This is a genomic window from Flavobacterium enshiense DK69, assembly GCF_000498495.1.
In the GTDB taxonomy this organism is placed as follows: domain Bacteria; phylum Bacteroidota; class Bacteroidia; order Flavobacteriales; family Flavobacteriaceae; genus Flavobacterium; species Flavobacterium enshiense.
The window spans coordinates 126214-148130 of record NZ_AVCS01000002.1; the positions used below are offsets into that span (position 1 = coordinate 126214).

Consider the following 21917-nt stretch of genomic DNA (forward strand, 5'->3'; position numbering starts at 1 on the left):
ACTGCTGTAAGCTTATAAAAAAATGAGTAATAAATTATCACCAATAGAAGCCATAAAAATCAAAAGTGACGGTTTGCGAGGCACTTTAAAAGAAAGTATTGATTTAGACAATCATACGGGAAATGTACGTCCGGATGATGAAACTCTTGTGAAGTTCCACGGAATGTACGTACAGGATGATCGGGACAGAAGAGCTGAACGGGCAGCCAAAAAACTGGATAAACTGTATTCCTTCATGATCCGTCTTCGGATTCCGGGCGGAGTAATCAATGCCGATCAGTGGATTGCGACCCATGACATTTCGGAGGAATTCGGAACCGGAACTTTAAAGATTACAACCCGCCAAACGGTACAATTGCACGGCTTGCTAAAACACCAGCTGCGTCCGACTATACAGGCGTTTAACACGGCTAAACTGGATTCGATTGCAGCCTGTGGCGACGTGAATAGAAACGTAATCGTGAGTTCGCACCCGCAGCTTTCACCATTGCATCAGGAGATTTATGAATATGCCGATAAAATTTCAACATTGTTATTGCCTAAAACGCAATCTTATTACGAAGTTTTTATCGACGGAGAAAAGATTTACGAACGTTCTTCGGAAGCCGATCCGTTGTATGAAGACCGTTATCTGCCACGAAAATTCAAGATTGCCATTGCGATTCCGCCGAGTAATGATGTGGATGTTTTTACAAATGATATTGGCTTGATTGCCATTATCGAAAACAATAAATTGAAGGGTTTCAATATTGCCATAGGAGGCGGATTGGCAACGACACACGGTAATCCGAATACGTATTCACGTTTGGGTTCCATCATCGGATTTGCCGATACCGAAGAAAAAACTCTGAAAGCAGTGTATGAAATACTTACTGTGCAAAGGGATTTCGGAAACAGGGTAGACAGAAAATTGTCACGCCTGAAATACACGGTCGATAAACTTACGGTAGAAGGTTTTAAAAATGAACTGGAACGCCGCATCGGGTTTGAATTGCTACCGGAACAGCCATTCCGATTTACTGAAAGAAGTGACCGTTTTGGTTGGGAGCAAAATCACGAAGGGAAGTGGTTTTATACCTTATTTGTAGAGCATGGCGTGGTGAAACCTTATCAGAAGCAGTTTTTATATGAAGTGGCACAATTCAAAATTTCCAATTTCATTTTTTCCGGAAACCAGAATTTGATTCTGGGAGAGATTGCAGATGGCGACAAAGCAAAAATTGAAGACTTGCTGGTTAAACACGAAATTGACAAACACGACAGTGCGCTTCGTAAAAATTCGATGGCGTGTGTGGCGTTGCCCACTTGTCCACTTGCTTTAGCGGAAGCCCAACGCTATTTGCCGGAATTGGTAACGAAAATAGAACCCATTTTGGAAAAATATAACCTTCAGAACGAGGAAATAACCATTAGGATGACAGGTTGTCCAAACGGTTGCGGTCGTCCGTATGTAGCCGAATTGGGCTTTGTTGGAACCGGTCCGGGGCAGTATAATTTCATGTTAGGAGGCGACCGATACGGCGAAAGGCTGAACAAATTATATAAGGAGAAGCAGACAGAATCAGAAATTTTAAATGAAGTCGATCATTTACTGGATAGCTATACAAAAGAGAAAAATGAGAATGAAACCTTTGGCGATTTTACGTTCAGGAAAATCATTTCACAAAATTAATAGTAATAGAACAGCAGTACTTGTAGTATTGCTGTTTTCTCAGCTGAATGTTTTGGCTCAGAAGAACGTGACGCATCAGCAACAGATTTGGTACGGTTACTACAATTCGTTGACGTTTAATGAGAATTGGTGTTTGAAGAGCGAAATTCAGGAGCGGCAATTTATTAATCCTTCTGCACAGCATCAGTTGCTTTTCCGTACGGATTTGGAATACAAGCTGGAGGGAAACTGGAATGTTTTTGTTGGAGGTGCTTTTTTTCTGCAAAGTCCGAATGATCCTGATTCAGACAGTAATCTAGTTGTTCCTGAATTACGCCCGAATATTGGTTTCAACAATAAACAAAAATTATCCTTTCTGACCATTTCACACCGCTATAAAGCCGAAGCCCGTTTTTTTCACGATGTTGAAAATGAAGAACTGACAGGAGGTTATCGTTTTTCGAATTTCCGGTTGCGCTACCAGTTGGGATTTGATATTCCGGTGGTAAAAAAAGAAAATCAGGAGCGGGTCATTTTCAAACTGAAAGATGAGGTAATGTTCAATGTAGGCAGTAAAATAGTTAAAAACTCCTTTGATCAGAACCGTGTTTATCTGGCATTGAATTATGTAGTAAGCCCCGTAATTGCTGTTGAAGCCGGTTATATGAATTGGTTTCAGCAACAGAAATCGGGAGTCGATTATTACAATCGGGATATCATCCGATTTTCATTATTCCATAATCTGACATTAAAAAAGAAAAACCATGAGTAGTACATTATTTCCTGTATTCCTGAAAACTGAAACCGCCCGCTTTTTGATCGTTGGGGGCGGCAATGTAGGTTTGGAAAAAACGGAAACCTTATTAAGACAGAATCCTGATATCAACATAAAATTGGTAGCCAGTGAAATTTCGTCGGCTTTGAAAGAAGTCTTGGCGAAACATCCGCATATTGATTTTCACGAACGCCCGTTTCAGGAAGCCGATTTGAATGAAACCGATTTTGTGATAACAGCTACAAACGATACTTTGGTTAACATCGAAATAAAGCGTCAAGCCAACGGAAGAAAAATATTGGTCAATGCTGCGGATCAGCTGGATTTATGTGATTTCTATTTGGGTTCGATTGTAAAGAAAGGAAACCTAAAAATCGCCATTTCCACTAACGGAAAATCACCTGTTTTAGCAAGGCGTTTACGAGAACATCTGGAAGAAGCTATTCCGGATGATATCAATGAAAGCATAGAAAATCTGAATCAATTCAGAGAGAAACACAAAGCCGATTTTCAAGCGAAATTAGCCTCTTTGAATGAAGTGACGTCGTTGCTGGTTACCAATGAAAATCCTAAAAAACAAGGGAAAAAATATAAAAAATTGACGTTTGAAATTGCTGTTGTTTTTCTGGCGCTTTTCTTTGGTTACGGATTGTCGACCGTGATTTCGGTTCAGGATTTGAATGCTTTTGCCAGCGATATTCCCCCTGCTTTTTTTGCGATGATAGCGGTTGGTTTTTTTGCACAAATGGTGGATGGGGCTGTAGGACTGGGCTATGGAGTGACTTGTGCGACGAGCATGATGTTGTTTGGAGTCAAACTGCCTGCCATCAGCGGAAGTATTCATACGGCGGAAATGTTTTCAAGCGGTATCAGCGGTTTTTCGCATTATAAATTCGGAAATGTCAATAAGAAACTGTTGTTGTGGTTGGCTGTTCCGGGTGTGATAGGAGCAGTGAGTGGTGCTTTGCTGTTGATTTACCTCGGTAATAAATATGAAACCGTTACGTATGCTATATTGGCTTCTTATACGATGATTATCGGAATTCGCTTGATTATCATTGCTTTCCGAAAGAAAATCGCAAAACAAAAAGTGAAAAATACGGGGATCTTAGGTTTTTCCGGTGGACTTTTAGATGCTTTTGGAGGAGGAGGCTGGGGTCCGATCGTGACATCTACACTTTTATCCAAAGGAAGAAAATCGAGTTATGTAGTTGGGACGGTAAGTCTGGCTGAGTTTTTCGTAACCTTGGCAGCCTCTTTAACCTTTTTTGCTTCGATAGGTGTCAGTCACTGGTATATAGTTGTAGGTTTGATACTCGGCGGCTCATTGGCTGCACCCTTAGCGGCTAGGGTGGCAGGAAAGCTTCCTCAAAAAACGGCAATACTGGCAGTTGCTTTTCTGGTAATTGTTTTCAGTATCAGGATGTTGTTTAAAATAGTTTAAATATAAAAGCCGCTTAAAAGTAAGCGGCTTTTTTACAATGCATCAGGAATTAGATTGCTAAAGTAACATTCAATTCAAATTCATCATAGATAGCTTTGTCACCAATGCTCTCGAAGAATGATTTAGAAGCGTATTTGATATCATATTTAGTTCTGTCTACCATCAATTTAGTTGTAGCTGTGTTTTTATCAACAACCATGTCAAAAGTGATTGGGTTTGTGATTCCCTTGATTGTTAAGTCCGCAGTAACAGTATACGTGTTGTTACCTTTAGCAGCGATAGTTTTGAAAACTAATTTTGAAGTAGCGAATTTTTCTGAACCGAAGAAATCATCAGCTTTTAAGTGACCTTCTAATTTGTCTTTCATATTACCTGCCGGAATATCCGTTACATTAATAGAAGTCATATCCACTGTGAAGTTTCCTCCTGCTAATTTTTTTCCTTTGAATACTAAAGCACCATCTTTAAGAGCAATTGTTCCTTCGTGCTGACCGGTTACTTTTTTACCAATCCATCCAATGTTACTTTTTGATACATCTACTTTTTTTGTTGTTTGAGCTGTAGCTGTTAATGTTCCTAAAGCTACTACTAATGCCAATGCAATTGATTTTAATTGTTTCATGATTTTAATTGATTTAATTTAATTTATTGGTTAGTGTTTATAATTATAAATTGATAAATAATTCTTTTTTTGATTTGCGGACTTTCACATTATGCTGAGTTGTATCCTCCTCATGACGGTAACCAACGGTAGCAATTAGTGAAGCATTTAATCCTAATGCATCCAGTCCGAGGATTTCGTTTACTTTTTCTGTTTCGAAACCTTCCATCGGAGTGGCATCAATCTGAAGTTCTGCAGCGGCATTCAGTAAATTTCCTAAAGCCAGATACGTTTGTTTTGAAGTCCAGTTGTTCTTTACATTTTCCGGTAAAGATATAATTTTAGATTTCATGAAATCTCCGTAACCTGCCAGATTTTCTGCCGGAATTCCTCTGGTTTCAGCTATGTTGGCGATATATTTGTCTATTTCTTTTCCGCCTAAATTTACCATATTGGCAAAAACGAACAGGTGAGACGCTTCTGTAATTTGGGTTTGTCCCCAAGCTACCGGTTGTATTTTTGCTCTTAATTCAGGGTTTTCAACGATGATAACTTTATAAGGTTGTAAACCATAAGAAGAAGAGCTTAATCGGATGGCTTCTTTTAATATTTCCAAATCGTGTTCCGATATTTTTTTGGAAGCATCGAATTTTTTGGTGGCATAACGCCAGTTTTGATGTTTTATGAAATTGCTCATCTTTAAATTGTTCTGTATTTTTCTAATAAATTATTTAATTGCTCCAGTTCATCCTGTGTCAGGTTTTGAGAAAAGAGATGTTCATGATTTTCTACTTTCGGATCCAGTTCGGTTAACAACTGCATTCCTTTTTCGGTAATGGTTACTTCCATTTTTCTCCTGTTTTCAGGGCAGACTTCACGTGTAACCAGGTCTTTCAGTAAAAGTTTGTCGACCAATCGGGTAGTGTTACTTGTTTTGGCCAGCATTCGTTCCTGAATATCGCACATATTAGTGGCTTTGCCGTTTTGTCCTCTCAAAATTCGCAGTACATTATATTGTTCCCCGGAAAGATCATAAGGTTTTAGTATTTCTGAAAATTTGTCGGAAACTATATTTTGCGTGTAGAAGATATTAAGCACCGTCTTTTTAGCCGTTGTTAATTCTTTTGTCGATTTTATGATTTCTTCGATTTTCATACCATCATTAATTTGTTGATACAAATGTAGTAATGTTTTTAATTGTATATACAAATGTGTTATTAAATTTTTGTTAATGTTATAAAAAGCGGTGCAGGCTTATCAATTATAGTATTACCATTTCAATATTGCAATTTATACCTTTTTTATCTTCTGATTAAAATTTTATGTTAATAGAATGCTTGAAAAAAGTAAGATTTTTTATCTTTAAGCAAAATAAAAAAGTAATTCCATGAGAAGTTGGTCCATTCTTTTGTTATTTACCGGTTTTTTATCCTTCGCACAAATCAATAAAGGTGAAGCTGGTGCTGATTTGAAACCCACTAGGATTTATAATAGTGAAGGGGTTAAGATAGCTTCCTTTGATTTTAATTCCTTCGAGCCTATTCTGCATAAAAATGACGATGCAATTTATGTGATTAATTTTTGGGCTACATGGTGTCTGCCTTGCGTAAAGGAATTACCTTATTTCGAACAGATTAATAAGAAATACAAAAATCAAAACGTAAAAGTGATATTGGTGAGCATGGATATGCCGAAGAAGGTGGAATCCGCTTTGATTCCGTTTGTGAAGAAAAAAAAGCTGGAGTCTGAAATCATTCATCTGGACGATCCCGACGCAAATGCCTGGATAGAAAAAGTAGATAAAAACTGGAGCGGAGCGATTCCGGCAACGATAATCTATAATAATAAAACCAGAAAGTTTTACGAGCGTTCCTTTACGTTTGAAGAACTTGAAAAAGAACTATCAACAATCATTAATAAATAAATTATGAAAACAGTCAAAATTGCAGCATTAGTATTATTGGTGAGCATCGTGAGTGCTTTTACCTTAGTTAAATCAGATTTGGGAGGTTATCAGATTGGTGACGTTGCTACCGATTTCAGCCTTCAAAATGTAGATACGAAAAAAGTATCATTAAGCGATTTTAAAGACGCGAAGGGATTTATTGTCGTTTTTACCTGTAATCATTGTCCATACGCAAAAGCCTATGAAGAAAGAATTATGGCTTTGGACAAGAAATACAAAAAACTGGGTTATCCCGTTGTTGCAATCAATCCGAACAATCCTGCCGTACAACCCGATGACAGTTTTGAAATGATGCAGAAAAGAGCCAAAGAAAAAGGATATACTTTCCCGTATTTATTTGACGAAGGCCAAAAAATTTATCCACAGTACGGAGCTACAAAAACGCCTCATGTATATATTCTGGAGAAAACTAAAGCGGGTAATGTGGTGAGATACATTGGAGCTATTGATGACAACTATTCTGATGAAGCGGCGGTAAAGACAAAATATGTTGAAAATGCTGTAGATGCTCTTTTAAAGAATCAGGATGTTCCGGTAAAAACAACCAAAGCTATTGGATGTTCCATCAAAGCATAGTATTTTTGCAAAAAACACAATTATGAATATTTCACAAGAACAATGGTGGCAAGGTGCTCAGGATAATGAGAATGCTGTAATCCTTGATGTAAGGACGGAAGGTGAATGGAATGAAGGCATTATACCGGGAGCAATTAACATCGATATTTATAAAGGGCAAGGTTTCATCTATAAATTGGATGAACTGGATAAATCAAAAAAATATTATGTGTATTGCCGGTCTGGAGCCCGCAGTGGTCAGGCATGTAACATTATGCAACAAATGGGATTTGAAAATGCATTCAACCTTTCAGGGGGTATAATGGAGTGGAACGGACCTGTTGTTTCGCCAGAATAAAAATAAAAAAAAGGAGCTGTTTCAAGCTCCTTTTTTTTATTCGGCTAATTTTCTAAGCCCTTTTTTATCTTTCAATATTATTTTTTTTCCGGTAAGTTCAATCAGGCCGCTCTTGTTGAATTCCGAAAGTAATCGGATGCAACTTTCTGTAGCGGTTCCAATTATGCTGGAAATCTCTTCTCTCGACAATTGAATTTTCAAAGAATCATCATTGTTTAGCCCAAAGGTGTCTTCAAGATATAAAAGTGCGATGGCAAGTCTTTCCTTTACACTTTTTTGAGCCAGGTTCACTAAAATGTTATCGGCTTCTTTTAAATCATGGCAAACATTTTTCATCATACTAAGCGAAAATTTATTGTTTGCGTTGAAAAATTCCATTACCTGACTCTTCGGAACAAAACATACCTGCATATCTTCCAATGCAACCGCTCCCAAATTTGCAGGTTCCTCGCTTATCAGGGAACGCTGTCCTAACAGTTCTCCTTTTGTTACGAGTTTGACAATCTGGTCTTTACCGTTAGAACTTAGTTTGGTAAGTTTGCAAACTCCGTCTTTAATACAAAAGATTCCATCAAGACTGTCACCTTCTTCAAAAATTACTTCTCCTTTTTTTACACTGAAGGAAGTTTTACAATCAGAAAGCTTTAGTAATTCATCCTTATTCAGGGCTTTTAAGGCGCTGAACTCCCTAACAATGCATTGCTCACATTTACTCATTGAAATAGAATGTTTTTGCAAAGATACTAAAGGATGACAAATATCATATCTTAAAAATTTGTAAATTGTAACCTTTGTGTCAGGTAAATGAGCAAATTATGGATAATCCCAATTGTTTCCATTGTGGTAACGATGTCGTAAAAGCGGAAGAAATTGTTTTCGATGAAAGGATCTTTTGTTGCAACGGTTGCAAAACCGTGTATGAGATTTTCAGTCTGAATGATTTAACCTGTTATTACGATTTTGAAAATGCTCCGGGAGCAACGCCACAGGATATTAAAGGCAAATATGATTTTTTGGATAATGAAGACATTGTTTCAAAACTTCTTGAATTTGATGAAGATTCAATTCGTATTGTTTCACTTTATATTCCGCATGTACATTGCAGTTCGTGTATTTGGATTCTGGAAAACCTACACAAACTCCAAAATGGGATCACTACTTCTCAGGTAAACTTCCACAGCAAAAAAGTGAGGGTTACTTACAATCCGAGTGAAACCAATCTGAAAGAAATTGTATTGTTACTGAGTTCCATAGGATATGAACCTTACATCAGTCTGGAAAATTACGACGCAAAAAAAGAGGCAGTCGATCGAAGTTTGTATTACAAAATTGGTGTTGCCTTTTTCTGTTTTGGAAATATCATGCTTTTGTCATTTCCCGAGTATTTTGAAGTCGGCGAATTCTGGATCGAACAATATAAAGGATTCTTTCGCTGGTTGATTTTTGCACTGTCTTTACCGGCATTTTTTTATTCAGCCTGGGGATATTACGTTTCGGCGTGGAAAAGCATTAAGTCACGGATGCTTAATATCGATATCCCTATTGCATTGGGAATTGTTGTTATGTTCATTAGAAGTACGGTCGATATTGCATTCAATTACGGTCAGGGATTCTTCGACAGTATGTGCGGACTGATTTTTTTCATGCTTTTGGGCAAGTTGTTCCAGCAGAAAACCTACAACTTTTTATCTTTCGAACGCGATTATAAATCGTATTTCCCGATTGCGGTTACCAAAATGCACAACGACGGTACCGAAGAAGCGATTCAGGTATATGATGTTAATAAAGGCGACAGATTATTAATCAGAAATCAGGAGTTAATTCCTGTTGATGGGATATTAATATCGGAATCTACACTAATTGATTACAGTTTTGTTACAGGTGAAGCGGAGCCGATAGAGAAAAAATCGGGTGATAAGATATTTGCTGGTGGAAAACAATTGGGAAAGGTTATTGAAATGGAAGTTTTGCATTCGGTTTCTCAAAGTTATCTGACGCAATTATGGAGCAACGATGTTTTTCAGAAAAAAGTCAATCAGAAATACAAAACGATAACCGATACGCTTAGCCGTTATTTTACACCTGCCTTATTGATACTGGCTTTTGTTTCTTTTGGATATTGGATTTTGATCGATACAAGCACTGCATTTAATGTCTTTACGGCAATCTTAATTGTAGCATGTCCATGTGCTTTGGCTTTAACAGCACCTTTTACATTGGGGAATGTCCTGCGGATAATTGGTTACAAAAAATTATACCTGAAAAATGCCACGGTGATTGAACAATTGGCAAAAGTGGATACAATCGTTTTTGATAAGACGGGGACGATTACGTCAAATAGAAAATCGGCGATTGAATTCTTTGGAACGCCAATTTCTGAAAGCGATGCAATCCTAGTAAAAAATATTCTGAGAGGCTCAAACCATCCGTTAAGCCGAAGATTATATGATTTTCTTCCTCAAACGGAAATTAAAAAGGTCGAGCATTTTGAGGAAATAACCGGAAAAGGGATTTCGGGAACTATTGAAGGAAAAACAGTTAAGATAGGTTCGGCTGAATTTATTGGAAAAAAGAAAGACAATCAAATTAAGCAGACTTCAGTTCATATCAGTATTGATGATAATTACTTAGGGAATTATGTGTTTGATAATCAATATCGCGAGGGTTTAGAAAAGTTGTTTTTCAATTTGAGTAAGACTCATGATGTAAAGGTTCTTTCCGGTGATAATGAAGGTGAAAGAGAAGTTCTGGAACGATTGCTTCCTAAAAATACAGAGCTGGTTTTTAACCAAAAACCGGAACAAAAACTGGCCTTTATTGAAAACCTTCAGAAACAAGGGAAGAATGTACTTATGATTGGAGATGGTCTTAATGACGCAGGTGCATTGGCACAAAGTAATGTGGGGATTTCCATTACCGAAAATGTAAACGTGTTTTCTCCGGCATGTGACGGTATATTGGACGCTTCTCAATTTTCGAAAATCGGCTATTTCCTCAACTTCTCTAAAAATGCGATGCGAACCATTATGATGAGCTTCGGACTTTCATTACTCTACAATGTAGTGGGGCTGAGTTTTGCAATTACAGGGAATCTTTCACCTATAGTTGCGGCGATTATCATGCCTCTGAGCACCGTCACAATTATAAGCTTCGTGACGGTTATAAGTAACATTTTCTCGAAAAAGGGGTAGTAATGCATTGTTGTTCAGAAAATTATTATTAATTTAAACTATAATTTCAGATATGACAATTGTCATATTTTGTCCCATATCGCTAAACTAACTTTGATAAACAAAATTTAAGGTATGAGCGTTATTTATCTGTTAATCTCCATCAGTATCGTTGTGGCCCTGGTGTTCTTATACATTTTTATAAGAGCCGTAAAAAGTGGCCAGTTTGACGACGATTACACTCCCTCTGTCAGAATACTTTTTGACGATGAATTGAAAAAAAATCCAAATAAATCCGAAAAACAAAATTAATTATGGAAGTGCAACAATTTTACTATGACAACAAAATTGTAAAGAAATTCCTGTATGCTACAATCGTTTTTGGTGTAGTAGGAATGTTAGTTGGGCTGTTGGTAGCGGTATTCTACCTTTTTCCTAACCTGACTGACGGAATCCCTTGGTTGAGCTACGGTCGTTTGAGGCCATTACACACAAATGCAGTAATTTTTGCATTTGTGGGGAATGCCATTTTTGCTGGGATATATTATTCTTTGCAACGCCTTTTAAAAGCAAGGATGTACAGTGATGTTCTGAGTAACATTAACTTCTGGGGCTGGCAATTGATTATCGTTGCAGCCGCAATTACTTTACCTCTGGGCTATACAACTTCTAAAGAATATGCCGAATTAGAATGGCCGATTGATATTGCTATTGCCATTGTATGGGTAGTGTTTGGTATCAATATGATGATGACCATTATTAAGCGCAGGGAACGTCATTTGTATGTAGCCATATGGTTTTATATTGCCACTTTCGTAACGGTAGCTGTATTGCATATTGTTAACAGTTTAGAGATTCCTGTTGCTGGGTTGAAAAGTTATTCGGTTTATGCCGGCGTTCAGGATGCCCTGGTGCAGTGGTGGTACGGACACAATGCGGTAGCATTCTTCCTTACGACACCTTTCCTGGGATTGATGTATTATTTCATTCCTAAAGCGGCTAACCGACCTGTATATTCTTATAAATTGTCAATCATTCACTTCTGGTCGCTTATTTTCTTATATATCTGGGCAGGTCCGCACCATTTACTTTATACTGCGCTGCCGGAATGGGCTCAAAATCTAGGTGTAGTTTTCTCTGTTATGCTGATTGCTCCGTCCTGGGGAGGTATGATCAACGGATTATTAACCCTTAGAGGAGTTTGGGATAAAGTTCGCACAGAACCAATATTAAAGTTCTTCGTGGTAGCTATTACCGGTTATGGTATGGCCACTTTTGAAGGACCAATGTTATCCCTTAAAAATGTAAACGCTATTGCTCACTTTACGGATTGGATCGTGGCTCACGTTCACGTAGGAGCCTTGGCCTGGAACGGATTCATGACTTTCGGTATGATTTACTGGCTGATTCCGAGAATGACAAAAACGAATCTGTACTCGATTAAGTTGGCTAATTTCCACTTCTGGGTAGGAACCCTTGGAATCATTTTATATGCCTTACCGCTTTATGTGGCCGGATTTACCCAAGCACAAATGTGGAAACAATTTAATCCGGACGGATCTTTAGTATACGGTAACTTCCTTGAAACTGTTACAGCAATTATGCCGATGTATGCGATGCGTGCCATTGGAGGAACCTTATATCTTACTGGAATGTTAGTCTTGGTATATAATATTATCATGACGGTAAGACAGGGACAAAGTGTTGAAGATGAATTGGCTGAAGCACCTGAATTACAAAGAATAGCCGCTAGAAGATTAAAAGGTGAAAAATTCCACACCTGGTTAGAAAGAAAACCTGTCCAACTTACGATTTTGGCTACTATTGCGATTTTAATCGGTGGAATCATTCAGATTATTCCGACGCTGGTAGTGAAATCGAACATTCCGACGATTTCAAGTGTAAAACCTTATACTCCGCTTGAACTGGAAGGTCGCGATCTGTACATACGAGAAGGATGTGTGGGATGCCACTCGCAGATGGTACGTCCGTTCCGTTCGGAAGTGGAACGTTACGGAGAGTACTCTAAATCCGGAGAATATGTTTATGACCACCCGTTCCTTTGGGGATCGAAGCGTACAGGACCAGACTTATTCAGAGTAGGCGGCAAATATTCAGACAACTGGCATTTTAACCATATGTGGGATCCGCAAAGTACTTCTTCTGGATCAATCATGCCGGGTTATAAATGGCTATTCGAAAATAAACCGATGGATTATGCCAATATTGAGGAGAAAATGAAAGCAATGGTAACATTAGGCGTTCCTTATTCAGAGCAAGACATTGCCAATGCCAAACAAAGTATCGCAAAACAGTCGGAAATGATTGAAAAGAACCTTACTAACGATCCTGATTTCGTAAAAAGTTATGAGGAAAGTAAGAAAAATGCACAAGCCAGAGGCGAGCGTTTTATACCTATGAAAGATCGTGAAATAGTGGCATTGATTGCTTATTTACAGCGATTAGGGACTGATATTAAAGTTAAAGATGTAGCTCAACTTCAAAAATAAAAGGTATGCTGAAGTTTGTTAAACATAATTTGGAAACGATCTCGGGAGTTGAGATTTATCCAATCATTTCATTACTGATTTTCTTTGTCTTCTTTATTGGATTGTATATATGGGTATTTACCTATAAAAAAGAAAAAATAGACGAAATGAGCAACATTCCTTTTGCGGATGAGAAAACCAATGATATTTTAAACAGTTAAAAGATGAAAAAGTTTTTTCCAATATACGTTCGAATTCCAGTATTGTTCTTCTTGTTTTATATGGCAATGGAATTCTTTATCGATTCCGGAGACAAACCGGCATTTATAAAATACCCGATTGTCATGATATTGCTTTTATTGTTCCTGTTCGTGTTAATAGCAATAGAAATTGTTGTTAAAGCGTCTAACAACGTTTTAAACAGTTTACTGACGGAAGAACAGCTTAAAGCTAAAGAAACAGAAGAAAATCTTCCGTTCAAGGAGACTCAATTCTATAAAAATCTGATGCACAAATTAACGCGTTCCAATAAAATGGAAGAGGAAAAAGAATTATTGCTGCATCACGATTATGATGGTATCAAAGAGCTTGATAATGTGCTGCCTCCTTGGTGGGTGTACCTTTTCTATGCCTGTGTCGCTTTTGCCTTTATTTACATGGTTCGTTTCCATATTTTGGGTCATGATAATCAGATTCAAGAATTTGATAAAGAAATGGCAGCTGCAAAAATTGCTGTAGAGGAGTACAAAAAAACGGCTCCGGATATTATGGATAAGGAAAAAGTTACTTTGCTGACAGATGCTGAAAGTATTGCTGCCGGTAAAACCATTTTCGAAACCAATTGTGTGGCGTGTCACCGTCCGGATGCAGGTGGGGCAATTGGGCCGAACCTGACCGATAATCACTGGATTTTAGGTGGGGGAATCAAAAATGTCTTCAATACAATTATGGAAGGTGGTCGTGACGGAAAAGGAATGGTAGCCTGGAAAGCAACAATCAAGCCGTCAGATATTCAAAAAGTAGCGAGTTATGTGTTGAGTTTACAGGGATCAAATCCACCAAATCCAAAAGCACCGGAAGGAGATGTTTGGGCCGAAGATGGTGCTGCTCCAGCAGAAACAACTGCACCGACAGCAGATACAACAAAAACAGCTGCACCATAAATGACAGCAAAATAAAACAAGTATGTCCAAATTACCCGAAGATAGTTTTAGAGACACCATTGGAACCATTGACAAAGAGGGCAAACGTGCTTGGGTCTTTCCAAAAATTCCAAAAGGTAAATGGTATGAAAGAAGAAAATGGGTAAGTTATTTTTTGTTACTCTTTTTATTCACTGCACCGTTTATCAAAATCAATGGAAATCAGTTCTTATTGTTTAATGTAATCGACAGGAAGTTTAATATTTTCGGATTTCCGTTCTGGCCTCAGGATTTTTATCTGTTCGTAACTATGATGATTATCTGCGTTGTCGGACTGGCATTATTTACAGTTGCTTTTGGCCGTATTTTCTGTGGTTGGATTTGCCCGCAAACCATTTTCATGGAGATGGTTTTCAGAAGAATCGAATTTTGGATTGATGGTGACAGAGCAGCCCAGATGAGATTGGCTAAACAGAAGTGGGACAGCGAAAAGGTAAGAAAGAGAAGTACAAAGTGGACTATCTTTTTCATTATTTCGTTCTTTATAGCCAATATTTTTCTTGCCTATATTATCGGAAGTGATGAACTTCTGAAAATGGTGACCGAAGGCCCACTGCATAACACAACAACGCTTTTGGCTTTACTGATTTTTACCAGTGTGTTTTATTTCATATACGCCTGGTTTAGGGAGCAGGTTTGTATCATTGCTTGTCCATACGGGCGTCTGCAAGGTGTTTTGCTTGACAATAAATCGGTAGTTGTTGCCTACGATCATAAAAGAGGAGAGGCTGAAAAAGGTCGCGGCAAATTCAATAAAACTGAAGACAGAAAAGCGTTAGGAAAAGGAGATTGTATCGACGATCGCCTATGCGTAAATGTTTGTCCGACCGGAATAGATATCCGTAACGGAACACAACTGGAATGTGTCAACTGTACTGCCTGTATTGATGCTTGCGACTTTATCATGCAAAGCGTGAATTTGCCGCGAGGGTTGATACGCTATGCATCGGAAGACGAAATCGTCAAAAAGGAAAAATTCGTTTTCACAGCGCGAATGAAAGGTTATGTAGCTGTTTTAGCTATATTGACCGGTGTTTTTATTGGAATGTTGTTCCTGAGAAATGACGTACAGGCTACGGTTTTGCGCTTACCCGGGCAATTATTTGAACACAAAGGAGAAAATATAAGCAACGTGTTTACTTATAAAATTGTAAACAAAACAGTTAAGGATTTTAATCACGTACACTTTAAGTTGGTTGACATTAAAGGTGAAATTAAGGTGGTGGGAAAACCTGAGTTTACAATCAAAAAAGAAGGGATGGCCCAAGGAACATTGTTCATAGAGATTCACCCTGCTTTTTTAAAAGGAGATAAAACCAAGATTAAAATTGAAGTGTATGACGGAGATTTGCTTTTGGAGACAACAACGACTAATTTCCTTGGCCCGAGAAGTTTTAATTAAATGAAAAACCGAAGAGCCAATCTAAAAAAGTTGCTTACAAAAAGATAAATGGTTTGTCAAACAGCCCTGATGGGAGTGAAAATCCCACGCTTTGCGTGGATTGTAACGGACAGCAGGAATTGCCATAACTGATAAGTCACAGGCCATTCGCTTTAAATAAAAAAGAGAAATTATGAGAATCAATTGGGGAACAGGAGTCGTGATTGCATTTGCTTTGTTTATGACGTTTATTTTATACTTCGTTTTCAAGGTGCAAGTTGACTCGCAGTACGACCATGAAATGGTTACTGAAGAATACTATAAAAAAGAACTTGATTTTCAAAATCAGATCGATAAGCAACAAAACGCTAATAATCTTACGGAAAGAGTTTCAATCGAATCAAATGGAAATGGTTTGTTGATTGTTTTTCCGAAAACCTTTGATATTGCCAAAATAAAAGGAAAAGTGTCCTTATACCGACCGTCCAATCAGAAATTAGATTTCGAAGTTCCGATTTCGTTGTCTACTTCAAATTTGCTCATACCTAAAACAGATTTGGTTGGCGGTCGTTGGGACATTGCTGTGGAATGGGAATATGATGGGAAAGAGTACCTTAATAAAAAGGGGATTAGTTTATAAAGAAAAGGGGTAAAGGGAAAAGGAGATAGAAGTTTCCTCCTTCTATCATCTTTGCTCTAATATCTTTTTTCTCAAAATTAAAATATGTTGTATTCCGGATTCATATTAGGTTTAATAAGCAGTTTGCATTGCATTGGGATGTGCGGTCCCATTGCTATGATGTTGCCTGTCGATCATAAAAATCCGGCTAAGAAAACAACGCAGCTTCTTACGTATCATTTGGGCCGGATAATGGCTTACATGACGTTAGGTTTGGTTTTTGGTTTGTTGGGTAAAGGACTTTTTCTGGCAGGAATGCAACAGAAATTGTCTATTGTCATTGGTATTTTGATGATTGCATTCGTTTTGATCCCGGAAAAAGTATTTGCCCAATATAATTTTTCGAAACCGGTTTATAAAGTCATTTCGGCACTTAAAACCAAACTGGGAAGTCAGTTCAAAAAGAAAACCTTTAAAGCGCTTTTCACCATTGGGTTACTTAACGGATTTTTGCCTTGCGGATTGGTTTATGTAGCGCTTTTTGGTGCAATTGCCATGCAGAATGAAACTTTGGGTGTAACTTATATGTTTTTGTACGGATTGGGAACTATCCCGATGATGAGCATGATTACGTATGTTTCCGGGTTTCTGACAGTTCCGGTTCGGAATAGAATTCAGAAAATCATACCGATTGTTACTGTTTGCATTGGAATGTTGTTTATCATGCGCGGATTGGGATTAGATATTCCGTTTGTATCTCCAGGTAATATGAGTCTTTTTGTGCAGGGTGATTCAATATGTAAAACAGATTAAGTAACTTTATAGTAAGATATTAACTTGATATAGAAGCACTATGGAAAGACATGATTTATTACACGAGTTTCCTGAGCATCAGGACAAAATTCACCAATTAAAAACGTCTGATGCTCATTTTAGAGAATTATTTGACGAATACGACAAACTGGAACATGAAATTCACCTGATTAACACGGGGGAAGAGGTTGTTACAGATGAGGCAACTCACGAAATGAAAGCAAGGCTGCTTTTTATTAAGGATGAAATTTTTTCGATGCTTCAAAACTGAACAGAAACCATTTTGAAGGTTGAAAAAAGAACCGCAGATTTCAAGATTTAATATGTTTAATTCGTGAAATCTGCGGTTCTTTTTTTGATAGTTTCAGGATTTTATTTTCGTAGTAAGTTAACCGCTTTAGTATTTTCGATGGAGTAGCTCCCCCGAGTTTCAAGTAGGTTTAAAACTTCGAATAGATACTAAAGTCTGCAGGTACGTAAATTCCTGATATTTATTTTTTGGCAGCCTGTATCTCTCCGTAAGTAGGTATCTGCTGCATGATTTGTGCTCTTACAAGAGTTAACAGGTAAACTTCTGCCTGATAGAACTGAAAAGCTACCGTAGCGTTAGTGGCTGATTTGATCTTTTTGTAATAAACCTCCAGTTTTTTTTCCTGTTCCATCCGGTTGGCAAAATACAGGTTGGCTAAAGAATCGGCCCTTTGCGGAGTCAGGTTGTTGTAAGATAGTGCAGTTTTCTCATACAATTTCATCCTTTGGGTTGCGGTCTTTTTGTTTTCTTTTTGATATTCATCATAAATTTTCCAGAATGCATCTGCATCTTTTCCTGTAACATTTACAAGACGAGCCATAGCTTCTTTTTTCTGAACACCCAAAAGATTAACCATAGCTTCCATTTCTGCATCAGATGTCTGACAATAGGTCGTAGCAGTGCTAACGAAGAATACAGCTAAAAGTAATGTGATTTTTTTCATAGGATTAAGTTTTACTAATTGGTTAGAAATAATGTGGTAATCCTGATAATGGTGATAGACTCGTTTTAAGTCTGCTGGTAATCACTTTAAAGATAGCAACTTATTCCATAAGAAAAAAGCTAAATGTTAAAATTTATAACAACTTTTCTTAAGTTGTATTACTTAATATGTCTTTAAGTTCTTTAGTATTTAATCTGTAAAGTATAGGTGTGTTTAAAAGGGGTGATAACAACTGCCAATTACTCCTGGCTTTCGGCAAAACTTTTGAACGCTGTGAGGTATTTCATGGATTGTTTTTTAAAAACGCCGGGCATCAGAAACGCAATTATTTTCATCGCCAAACCTTTCAACTGAAATTCGTGTTCGGTAATATACTTAGTTTTGGAATCGGATATCTTAACAAACGAGTTCTTTACAATGTTGACAACTCCTTTTGCTTCGTATGTTCCGGTAAATTCATCGGGTAAATTTCGGACAGTAACGGTTTCAATCATTTCCATTTCGCGTTTGCCCATTTTGAATTTTAACCTTGATTTAGCTCCGGGTTGTCCGGGTGTCCCGCTCATATGTTCAAAACTCTCCAAACCTTCCATCCATTTTTTAAGATTATCAGGATTATCGAAAAGCGCTATGACTGTGTCGATTGGTTTGTTGATTTCTATTTCTGTTGTGTATTTCATGATCCTGATTTTTTCGAATTTTAAATATACAAAAGAAGTTTTTAAAATTCTATTTATTCAAAATTGTTGCAGGCATTCAGTTCTCAATTCGGGAGTTTATAAGTTTTCCAGAATTCTTCATTATAGATTACTTTTTGAAACAAATGTTGTTCTTCATTGTTGCTGATTTTTTCAGGGTTAGTGATGTTAAAATCACTCCAATATGAATCAAGAGTCGTTTTAAACGGCAGTGATTTATTTTCAGCATTTATTATTTTACCGGTTATATTAATTTCAGAATGTGATATAAAGTAAAAATTCTCACTTTTTATTAAATCGGTTTCAATTGTTTCATTGATATATTCTTTCATAGTGTAATTTGTAAAAGCACCATTTAAGTTTAAACCCTCTCTGTGCTGCTCAGGGAATTCCGTAACTTCCCAATTCTCTATGACTTTTACAATTGCATAGTCATCTTTATTGATGAATAATGTACCTGTAAAATTACTTAGGTACACTCTTCCCGTATAATTGGAATGATTTCTGGGTGACGAAAAGGTTATAACGTAAACATCTTTATTATTGTGTTTTTTTATTTCTTCTAAAGTAAAATCAAACTTAATGAATTTTCTGTTTGTTAAAAAAGCACCATTTCTTATTGGGTTATTGGCTATTAAACTATAGAATTCCCTCAAATTTTTGGGTTCATATTCTTTTTTGAGGTTCCACCTGATTTCTTTTAATTGTTTTGTGCTCCGTTCATAGTTAAAATAGCTCTTTTCATATTGATTCGCCGTAATATCTAAATTTAAACACGTTTTGTCTTGAATATCCGTGGTGAGGTTGGTAAACATCTTAGAGTATAACGGGACATTCGGATAGTTTTTGCCCAGGTTGTCAATGGCTTTTTTAACAATTTGCCAAGGTGTTCTTTTGCTGTATACGATTATTTCTTTTAAAGCAATCGTATTTGTATTGGCTGTAGTATCGAACTCAATTTTATTTATTTGATTCAATATGTTTTTTTCTGGCGAGATGACATTTTGATTTTTTGTTTTTTGTTCGTCATTGCCGTCATTTAATATTGGCGTTGTTAACTTGGATTCATTTAAATACAAATAACCGTCATGTACTAAATCTAAGCGTGCTTCTGCGAAAGTTATCGGACTGAACAATCTATTTAGCTGTGTTTTCTTCATTTCCGGCTGATTGGAAGAAATAAAGAGGTGGGGGGCATTACTATTCTTTAGATAATGTTCAAATGAAGTAGTATTTATTGGTGTTTGATGCCATTTGTTTTGCAGAAAAATTGAGTCGGAAGCCGTTACGGTGGCCAAACTGTAAGCCTCATCTTTTAACTCACTTTTTATATAAGAACCCATAGGAATGAACTCTTTAAGAACAGGAGTGTTCACAGAAGACATATCATTTGCGAAATGTACGTTGGCACCCCAACAGATTATTTTTTCGTCCGGATGTTTCTTTATATAAGTTAACAGATTCTCAGCCATTTGCCTGTCTCGAATGTTGTCTTTTACATCACAATAAAAAGAGTTTGGGTTTTGTATATTTAAATAGCGTTCTTCCCCCAAAGTGAGCAGTCCTTTAATTATTTGTGACCAATAGAAATGTTCTTCATTTTGAGGTTTTGCGGCAATACTGCTACATAGCTCCGTTAATGAGGATTTATATTGAGTATAGCTTATATCTCCTTCATCAAATACTCCGGAAATACTCATCGATTCTATGAGTAATGAAAAATCGTCACTTTTAAATTTTAACTTTAAGTGATACTTTTTACAATATGCATAAAGATCTTTTACCAGTTCTTCTTCGCCGTATTTTCCGGTAATTTGATTGTCAAATCCAAAGAGCTTTAAATCTGTTTTATTTTTGTCGTAAAATTCAATGAAACTCTGAAATTCATTCTTTTTAGCCCATATGGTGAATAACGATTTTATAAAAGCTTTTTGAGTATCAAAACCTTTGTTAATATCAGTTTGTGCTTTCCAGACATCATATATTCCCGATTCAAAAGCGATTGTGTTGAAACCCATTTCCTGATGTAAGTATTTTACAACTTTGGTTTTCATTTCAAATACATTACCGTCAAGATGTGAATTTTCGCCAAGCATTATAACCTGGACATTTTTCAGTTCTTCTTTTAAAAATGATAAATCCTCAATTTCAATATTTTTGGGTAATGTAATCGTTTTAGGATTGAAACTCTGAGCATTTACCGTGATGTATAATATGCTGAAAATTAAGGCTGTTATTTTTTTCAATTCGATTCTTTAAAGGTTTTTTTATGCAGATGTGTAGTATTACTTTGATTTAGTCTTAAATCGTTTGTTTACTGCAGGCAATTATTGTTTATATGTCAACATCATTGAAGAAGAAATACTTCCATATTTTTCCCATTTCGCCTGAGTACCAAATTTGTAATAATGGGTTGAACTAAATGACGGAATTATTATTGGCAAACTTAATTTATCTCCAATTTTTGAACATTCAATCCATTCAACAGCAACGATAATGTCTTCTTGTGTCTTAATTTCATAATCAGTTAAATCAACATTGATCCAACCCTTGGTTTTATTATCTACACCAACAATAATATTTGTTTTATTAATTTTTTTGGAAGGTTTGTTGTCAACAATTGTATAAAAGTTTATTCTGAACTTAACTGTTTCAAAATTATTTTCTTTTATGAAAAACTTAAACTCTTTTAATAAACTGGGTTTTTTCGAACCTAAAGTAAATTTTCTTCCTATTTCGGATCCTAAATTCAGATTTTTTTGGTTTTTAATAGCAAAGAAAACTTGTTTTTTCGTGTTAGTTTTATCTTTTCCTTCAGTGTAAGTTTTTAGGTTATCTGATTTTATTACAATTTCTTCAAGTTTTTCTATATGGTTTTCTAATGTGACGTTGTAATTAGAATTCAGAATGTTATTTATTGTTTTTTCCACTGATTTAAAACCCAAACATGATATTTTCAAAGTATCCGAATTAACAGCATTGTCAATATTCAAGAAATATTCTCCGTTTTGATTTGAAACCGTTCCGATTGGTTTATTTAGAATCCCAATATTGGCATACTGAATCGGTTTGTTCAAACTATCAATGATAATTCCTTTAATTAGCTTTTCTTGAGAAAAAACAGAAAATGAAAAGAAAAGCATAAGGAATGTTAAAAAAAGTTTCTTCATAAAGTTTTTGAGAAGTAGTATTATAATTGAAACGATTGTCTCTTTTTTTGC

The 21917-nt window shown here is 36.5% G+C and carries 23 protein-coding genes; 15 read left to right on the forward strand and 8 right to left on the reverse strand.

All coding sequences use genetic code 11. The features are described from left to right. The first annotated feature begins 22 nt into the window (after nt 1-22). Genes FEDK69T_RS00745 through FEDK69T_RS00755 form a run of 3 tightly spaced genes read left to right on the forward strand, consistent with a single transcriptional unit; the run spans nt 23 to nt 3870 of the window. Entirely contained in the window at nt 23-1672 is a 1650-nt protein-coding gene (locus FEDK69T_RS00745; protein ID WP_023572215.1) for an NADPH-dependent assimilatory sulfite reductase hemoprotein subunit, read from the forward strand. Further along, the gene (locus FEDK69T_RS00750; protein ID WP_162147231.1) at nt 1617-2423 is read left to right on the forward strand and encodes a DUF2490 domain-containing protein; all 807 of its coding nucleotides are present in this window, start codon (nt 1617-1619) and stop codon (nt 2421-2423) included. Before FEDK69T_RS00745 ends, FEDK69T_RS00750 begins: the two co-directional genes overlap by 56 nt. Then, nucleotides 2416-3870 carry a TSUP family transporter gene (locus tag FEDK69T_RS00755; protein ID WP_023572216.1) on the forward strand — a complete coding sequence of 485 codons (1455 nt, stop codon included), beginning with the start codon at nt 2416-2418 and terminating at the stop codon, nt 3868-3870. The genes FEDK69T_RS00750 and FEDK69T_RS00755 overlap by 8 nt, the downstream gene beginning before the upstream one ends. 49 nt (nt 3871-3919) lie before the next feature. Here the strand turns inward: FEDK69T_RS00755 and FEDK69T_RS00760 are convergent, their stop codons facing one another. From FEDK69T_RS00760 to FEDK69T_RS00770, 3 genes are read right to left on the reverse strand one after another with little or no spacing between them, the layout of a single operon-like run. Then, nucleotides 3920-4492: a YceI family protein gene (locus FEDK69T_RS00760; RefSeq protein WP_023572217.1), complete on the reverse strand. Its 573-nt coding sequence runs from the start codon at nt 4490-4492 to the stop codon at nt 3920-3922. Between the two features lie 43 nt (nt 4493-4535). Next, a complete protein-coding gene (locus FEDK69T_RS00765; RefSeq protein WP_023572218.1) occupies nt 4536-5168 on the reverse strand; it encodes an NAD(P)H-dependent oxidoreductase in 633 nt (210 codons plus the stop codon). Between the two features lie 2 nt (nt 5169-5170). Continuing rightward, nucleotides 5171-5626, reverse strand: coding sequence for a MarR family winged helix-turn-helix transcriptional regulator (locus FEDK69T_RS00770; RefSeq protein WP_023572219.1), 456 nt, complete (start codon nt 5624-5626; stop codon nt 5171-5173). 232 nt (nt 5627-5858) lie between these two features. On the opposite strand from FEDK69T_RS00770, the gene FEDK69T_RS00775 reads away from it, so the two are divergent. The 3 genes from FEDK69T_RS00775 to FEDK69T_RS00785 are packed head-to-tail and all read left to right on the forward strand — an operon-like array spanning nt 5859 to nt 7350. After that, a complete protein-coding gene (locus tag FEDK69T_RS00775) occupies nt 5859-6395 on the forward strand; it encodes a TlpA disulfide reductase family protein (protein WP_023572220.1) in 537 nt (178 codons plus the stop codon). A gap of 3 nt (nt 6396-6398) precedes the next feature. Beyond that, entirely contained in the window at nt 6399-7013 is a 615-nt protein-coding gene (locus tag FEDK69T_RS00780) for a thioredoxin family protein (protein ID WP_023572221.1), read from the forward strand. A gap of 22 nt (nt 7014-7035) precedes the next feature. Continuing rightward, on the forward strand, nt 7036-7350 hold the full coding sequence (locus FEDK69T_RS00785; protein WP_023572222.1) for a rhodanese-like domain-containing protein: 315 nt from the start codon (nt 7036-7038) through the stop codon (nt 7348-7350). A 36-nt stretch (nt 7351-7386) separates the two neighbouring features. Here the strand turns inward: FEDK69T_RS00785 and FEDK69T_RS00790 are convergent, their stop codons facing one another. Further along, nucleotides 7387-8067 (reverse strand): Crp/Fnr family transcriptional regulator, encoded by a 681-nt coding sequence (locus tag FEDK69T_RS00790; protein WP_023572223.1) that lies wholly within the window; start codon nt 8065-8067, stop codon nt 7387-7389. 98 nt (nt 8068-8165) lie between these two features. Here FEDK69T_RS00790 and FEDK69T_RS00795 point away from each other — a divergent pair, with 98 nt between their 5' ends. The 9 genes from FEDK69T_RS00795 to FEDK69T_RS00835 all read left to right on the forward strand — a co-directional run bounded on the left by FEDK69T_RS00795 (nt 8166) and on the right by FEDK69T_RS00835 (nt 17295). Beyond that, nucleotides 8166-10541 carry a heavy metal translocating P-type ATPase gene (locus FEDK69T_RS00795; protein WP_023572224.1) on the forward strand — a complete coding sequence of 792 codons (2376 nt, stop codon included), beginning with the start codon at nt 8166-8168 and terminating at the stop codon, nt 10539-10541. A 114-nt stretch (nt 10542-10655) separates the two neighbouring features. Further along, a complete protein-coding gene (ccoS, locus tag FEDK69T_RS00800) occupies nt 10656-10832 on the forward strand; it encodes a cbb3-type cytochrome oxidase assembly protein CcoS (RefSeq protein WP_023572225.1) in 177 nt (58 codons plus the stop codon). Nucleotides 10833-10834: 2 nt separating this feature from the next. Beyond that, on the forward strand, nt 10835-13030 hold the full coding sequence (gene ccoN, locus FEDK69T_RS00805; RefSeq protein WP_023572226.1) for a cytochrome-c oxidase, cbb3-type subunit I: 2196 nt from the start codon (nt 10835-10837) through the stop codon (nt 13028-13030). A 5-nt stretch (nt 13031-13035) separates the two neighbouring features. Beyond that, nucleotides 13036-13230: a cbb3-type cytochrome oxidase subunit 3 gene (locus FEDK69T_RS00810; RefSeq protein WP_023572227.1), complete on the forward strand. Its 195-nt coding sequence runs from the start codon at nt 13036-13038 to the stop codon at nt 13228-13230. Between the two features lie 3 nt (nt 13231-13233). Further along, a complete protein-coding gene (locus FEDK69T_RS00815; RefSeq protein ID WP_023572228.1) occupies nt 13234-14172 on the forward strand; it encodes a cbb3-type cytochrome c oxidase N-terminal domain-containing protein in 939 nt (312 codons plus the stop codon). Between the two features lie 22 nt (nt 14173-14194). Then, nucleotides 14195-15613, forward strand: a complete 1419-nt coding sequence (gene ccoG, locus FEDK69T_RS00820) for a cytochrome c oxidase accessory protein CcoG (protein ID WP_023572229.1) — start codon at nt 14195-14197, stop codon at nt 15611-15613. Nucleotides 15614-15785: 172 nt separating this feature from the next. Then, nucleotides 15786-16232: a FixH family protein gene (locus tag FEDK69T_RS00825; protein WP_023572230.1), complete on the forward strand. Its 447-nt coding sequence runs from the start codon at nt 15786-15788 to the stop codon at nt 16230-16232. Nucleotides 16233-16316: 84 nt separating this feature from the next. After that, nucleotides 16317-17024, forward strand: coding sequence for a sulfite exporter TauE/SafE family protein (locus tag FEDK69T_RS00830; protein WP_023572231.1), 708 nt, complete (start codon nt 16317-16319; stop codon nt 17022-17024). A gap of 40 nt (nt 17025-17064) precedes the next feature. Then, nucleotides 17065-17295, forward strand: a complete 231-nt coding sequence (locus tag FEDK69T_RS00835) for a YdcH family protein (protein ID WP_023572232.1) — start codon at nt 17065-17067, stop codon at nt 17293-17295. Between the two features lie 220 nt (nt 17296-17515). Here FEDK69T_RS00835 and FEDK69T_RS00840 read toward each other — a convergent pair whose 3' ends face one another. From FEDK69T_RS00840 to FEDK69T_RS00855, 4 genes are all read right to left on the reverse strand, one after another. Further along, nucleotides 17516-17998, reverse strand: a complete 483-nt coding sequence (locus FEDK69T_RS00840) for a hypothetical protein (protein ID WP_023572234.1) — start codon at nt 17996-17998, stop codon at nt 17516-17518. A gap of 239 nt (nt 17999-18237) precedes the next feature. Continuing rightward, complete coding sequence (locus FEDK69T_RS00845; protein WP_023572235.1) at nt 18238-18678, reverse strand: SRPBCC family protein; 441 nt, start codon at nt 18676-18678, stop codon at nt 18238-18240. 83 nt (nt 18679-18761) lie between these two features. After that, nucleotides 18762-20942 carry an erythromycin esterase family protein gene (locus tag FEDK69T_RS00850; RefSeq protein WP_023572236.1) on the reverse strand — a complete coding sequence of 727 codons (2181 nt, stop codon included), beginning with the start codon at nt 20940-20942 and terminating at the stop codon, nt 18762-18764. 81 nt (nt 20943-21023) lie between these two features. Next, nucleotides 21024-21866, reverse strand: coding sequence for a carboxypeptidase-like regulatory domain-containing protein (locus FEDK69T_RS00855; protein WP_023572237.1), 843 nt, complete (start codon nt 21864-21866; stop codon nt 21024-21026). Between the last annotated feature and the right edge of the window lie 51 nt (nt 21867-21917).

Bases quoted from the DNA above. Each gene is read 5' to 3' on its own strand.
- FEDK69T_RS00795 (WP_023572224.1), top strand. From the start codon at position 8,166: ATGGATAATCCCAATTGTTTCCATTGTGGTAACGATGTCGTAAAAGCG.
- FEDK69T_RS00755 (WP_023572216.1), top strand. From the start codon at position 2,416: ATGAGTAGTACATTATTTCCTGTATTCCTGAAAACTGAAACCGCCCGC.
- FEDK69T_RS00745 (WP_023572215.1), top strand. From the start codon at position 23: ATGAGTAATAAATTATCACCAATAGAAGCCATAAAAATCAAAAGTGAC.
- FEDK69T_RS00815 (WP_023572228.1), top strand. From the start codon at position 13,234: ATGAAAAAGTTTTTTCCAATATACGTTCGAATTCCAGTATTGTTCTTC.
- FEDK69T_RS00765 (WP_023572218.1), bottom strand. From the start codon at position 5,168: ATGAGCAATTTCATAAAACATCAAAACTGGCGTTATGCCACCAAAAAA.
- FEDK69T_RS00780 (WP_023572221.1), top strand. From the start codon at position 6,399: ATGAAAACAGTCAAAATTGCAGCATTAGTATTATTGGTGAGCATCGTG.
- FEDK69T_RS00845 (WP_023572235.1), bottom strand. From the start codon at position 18,678: ATGAAATACACAACAGAAATAGAAATCAACAAACCAATCGACACAGTC.
- FEDK69T_RS00760 (WP_023572217.1), bottom strand. From the start codon at position 4,492: ATGAAACAATTAAAATCAATTGCATTGGCATTAGTAGTAGCTTTAGGA.
- FEDK69T_RS00855 (WP_023572237.1), bottom strand. From the start codon at position 21,866: ATGAAGAAACTTTTTTTAACATTCCTTATGCTTTTCTTTTCATTTTCT.
- ccoS (WP_023572225.1), top strand. From the start codon at position 10,656: ATGAGCGTTATTTATCTGTTAATCTCCATCAGTATCGTTGTGGCCCTG.
- FEDK69T_RS00770 (WP_023572219.1), bottom strand. From the start codon at position 5,626: ATGAAAATCGAAGAAATCATAAAATCGACAAAAGAATTAACAACGGCT.
- FEDK69T_RS00750 (WP_162147231.1), top strand. From the start codon at position 1,617: ATGAGAATGAAACCTTTGGCGATTTTACGTTCAGGAAAATCATTTCAC.
- FEDK69T_RS00830 (WP_023572231.1), top strand. From the start codon at position 16,317: ATGTTGTATTCCGGATTCATATTAGGTTTAATAAGCAGTTTGCATTGC.
- FEDK69T_RS00785 (WP_023572222.1), top strand. From the start codon at position 7,036: ATGAATATTTCACAAGAACAATGGTGGCAAGGTGCTCAGGATAATGAG.
- FEDK69T_RS00790 (WP_023572223.1), bottom strand. From the start codon at position 8,067: ATGAGTAAATGTGAGCAATGCATTGTTAGGGAGTTCAGCGCCTTAAAA.
- ccoN (WP_023572226.1), top strand. From the start codon at position 10,835: ATGGAAGTGCAACAATTTTACTATGACAACAAAATTGTAAAGAAATTC.
- FEDK69T_RS00835 (WP_023572232.1), top strand. From the start codon at position 17,065: ATGGAAAGACATGATTTATTACACGAGTTTCCTGAGCATCAGGACAAA.
- ccoG (WP_023572229.1), top strand. From the start codon at position 14,195: ATGTCCAAATTACCCGAAGATAGTTTTAGAGACACCATTGGAACCATT.
- FEDK69T_RS00825 (WP_023572230.1), top strand. From the start codon at position 15,786: ATGAGAATCAATTGGGGAACAGGAGTCGTGATTGCATTTGCTTTGTTT.
- FEDK69T_RS00810 (WP_023572227.1), top strand. From the start codon at position 13,036: ATGCTGAAGTTTGTTAAACATAATTTGGAAACGATCTCGGGAGTTGAG.
- FEDK69T_RS00840 (WP_023572234.1), bottom strand. From the start codon at position 17,998: ATGAAAAAAATCACATTACTTTTAGCTGTATTCTTCGTTAGCACTGCT.
- FEDK69T_RS00775 (WP_023572220.1), top strand. From the start codon at position 5,859: ATGAGAAGTTGGTCCATTCTTTTGTTATTTACCGGTTTTTTATCCTTC.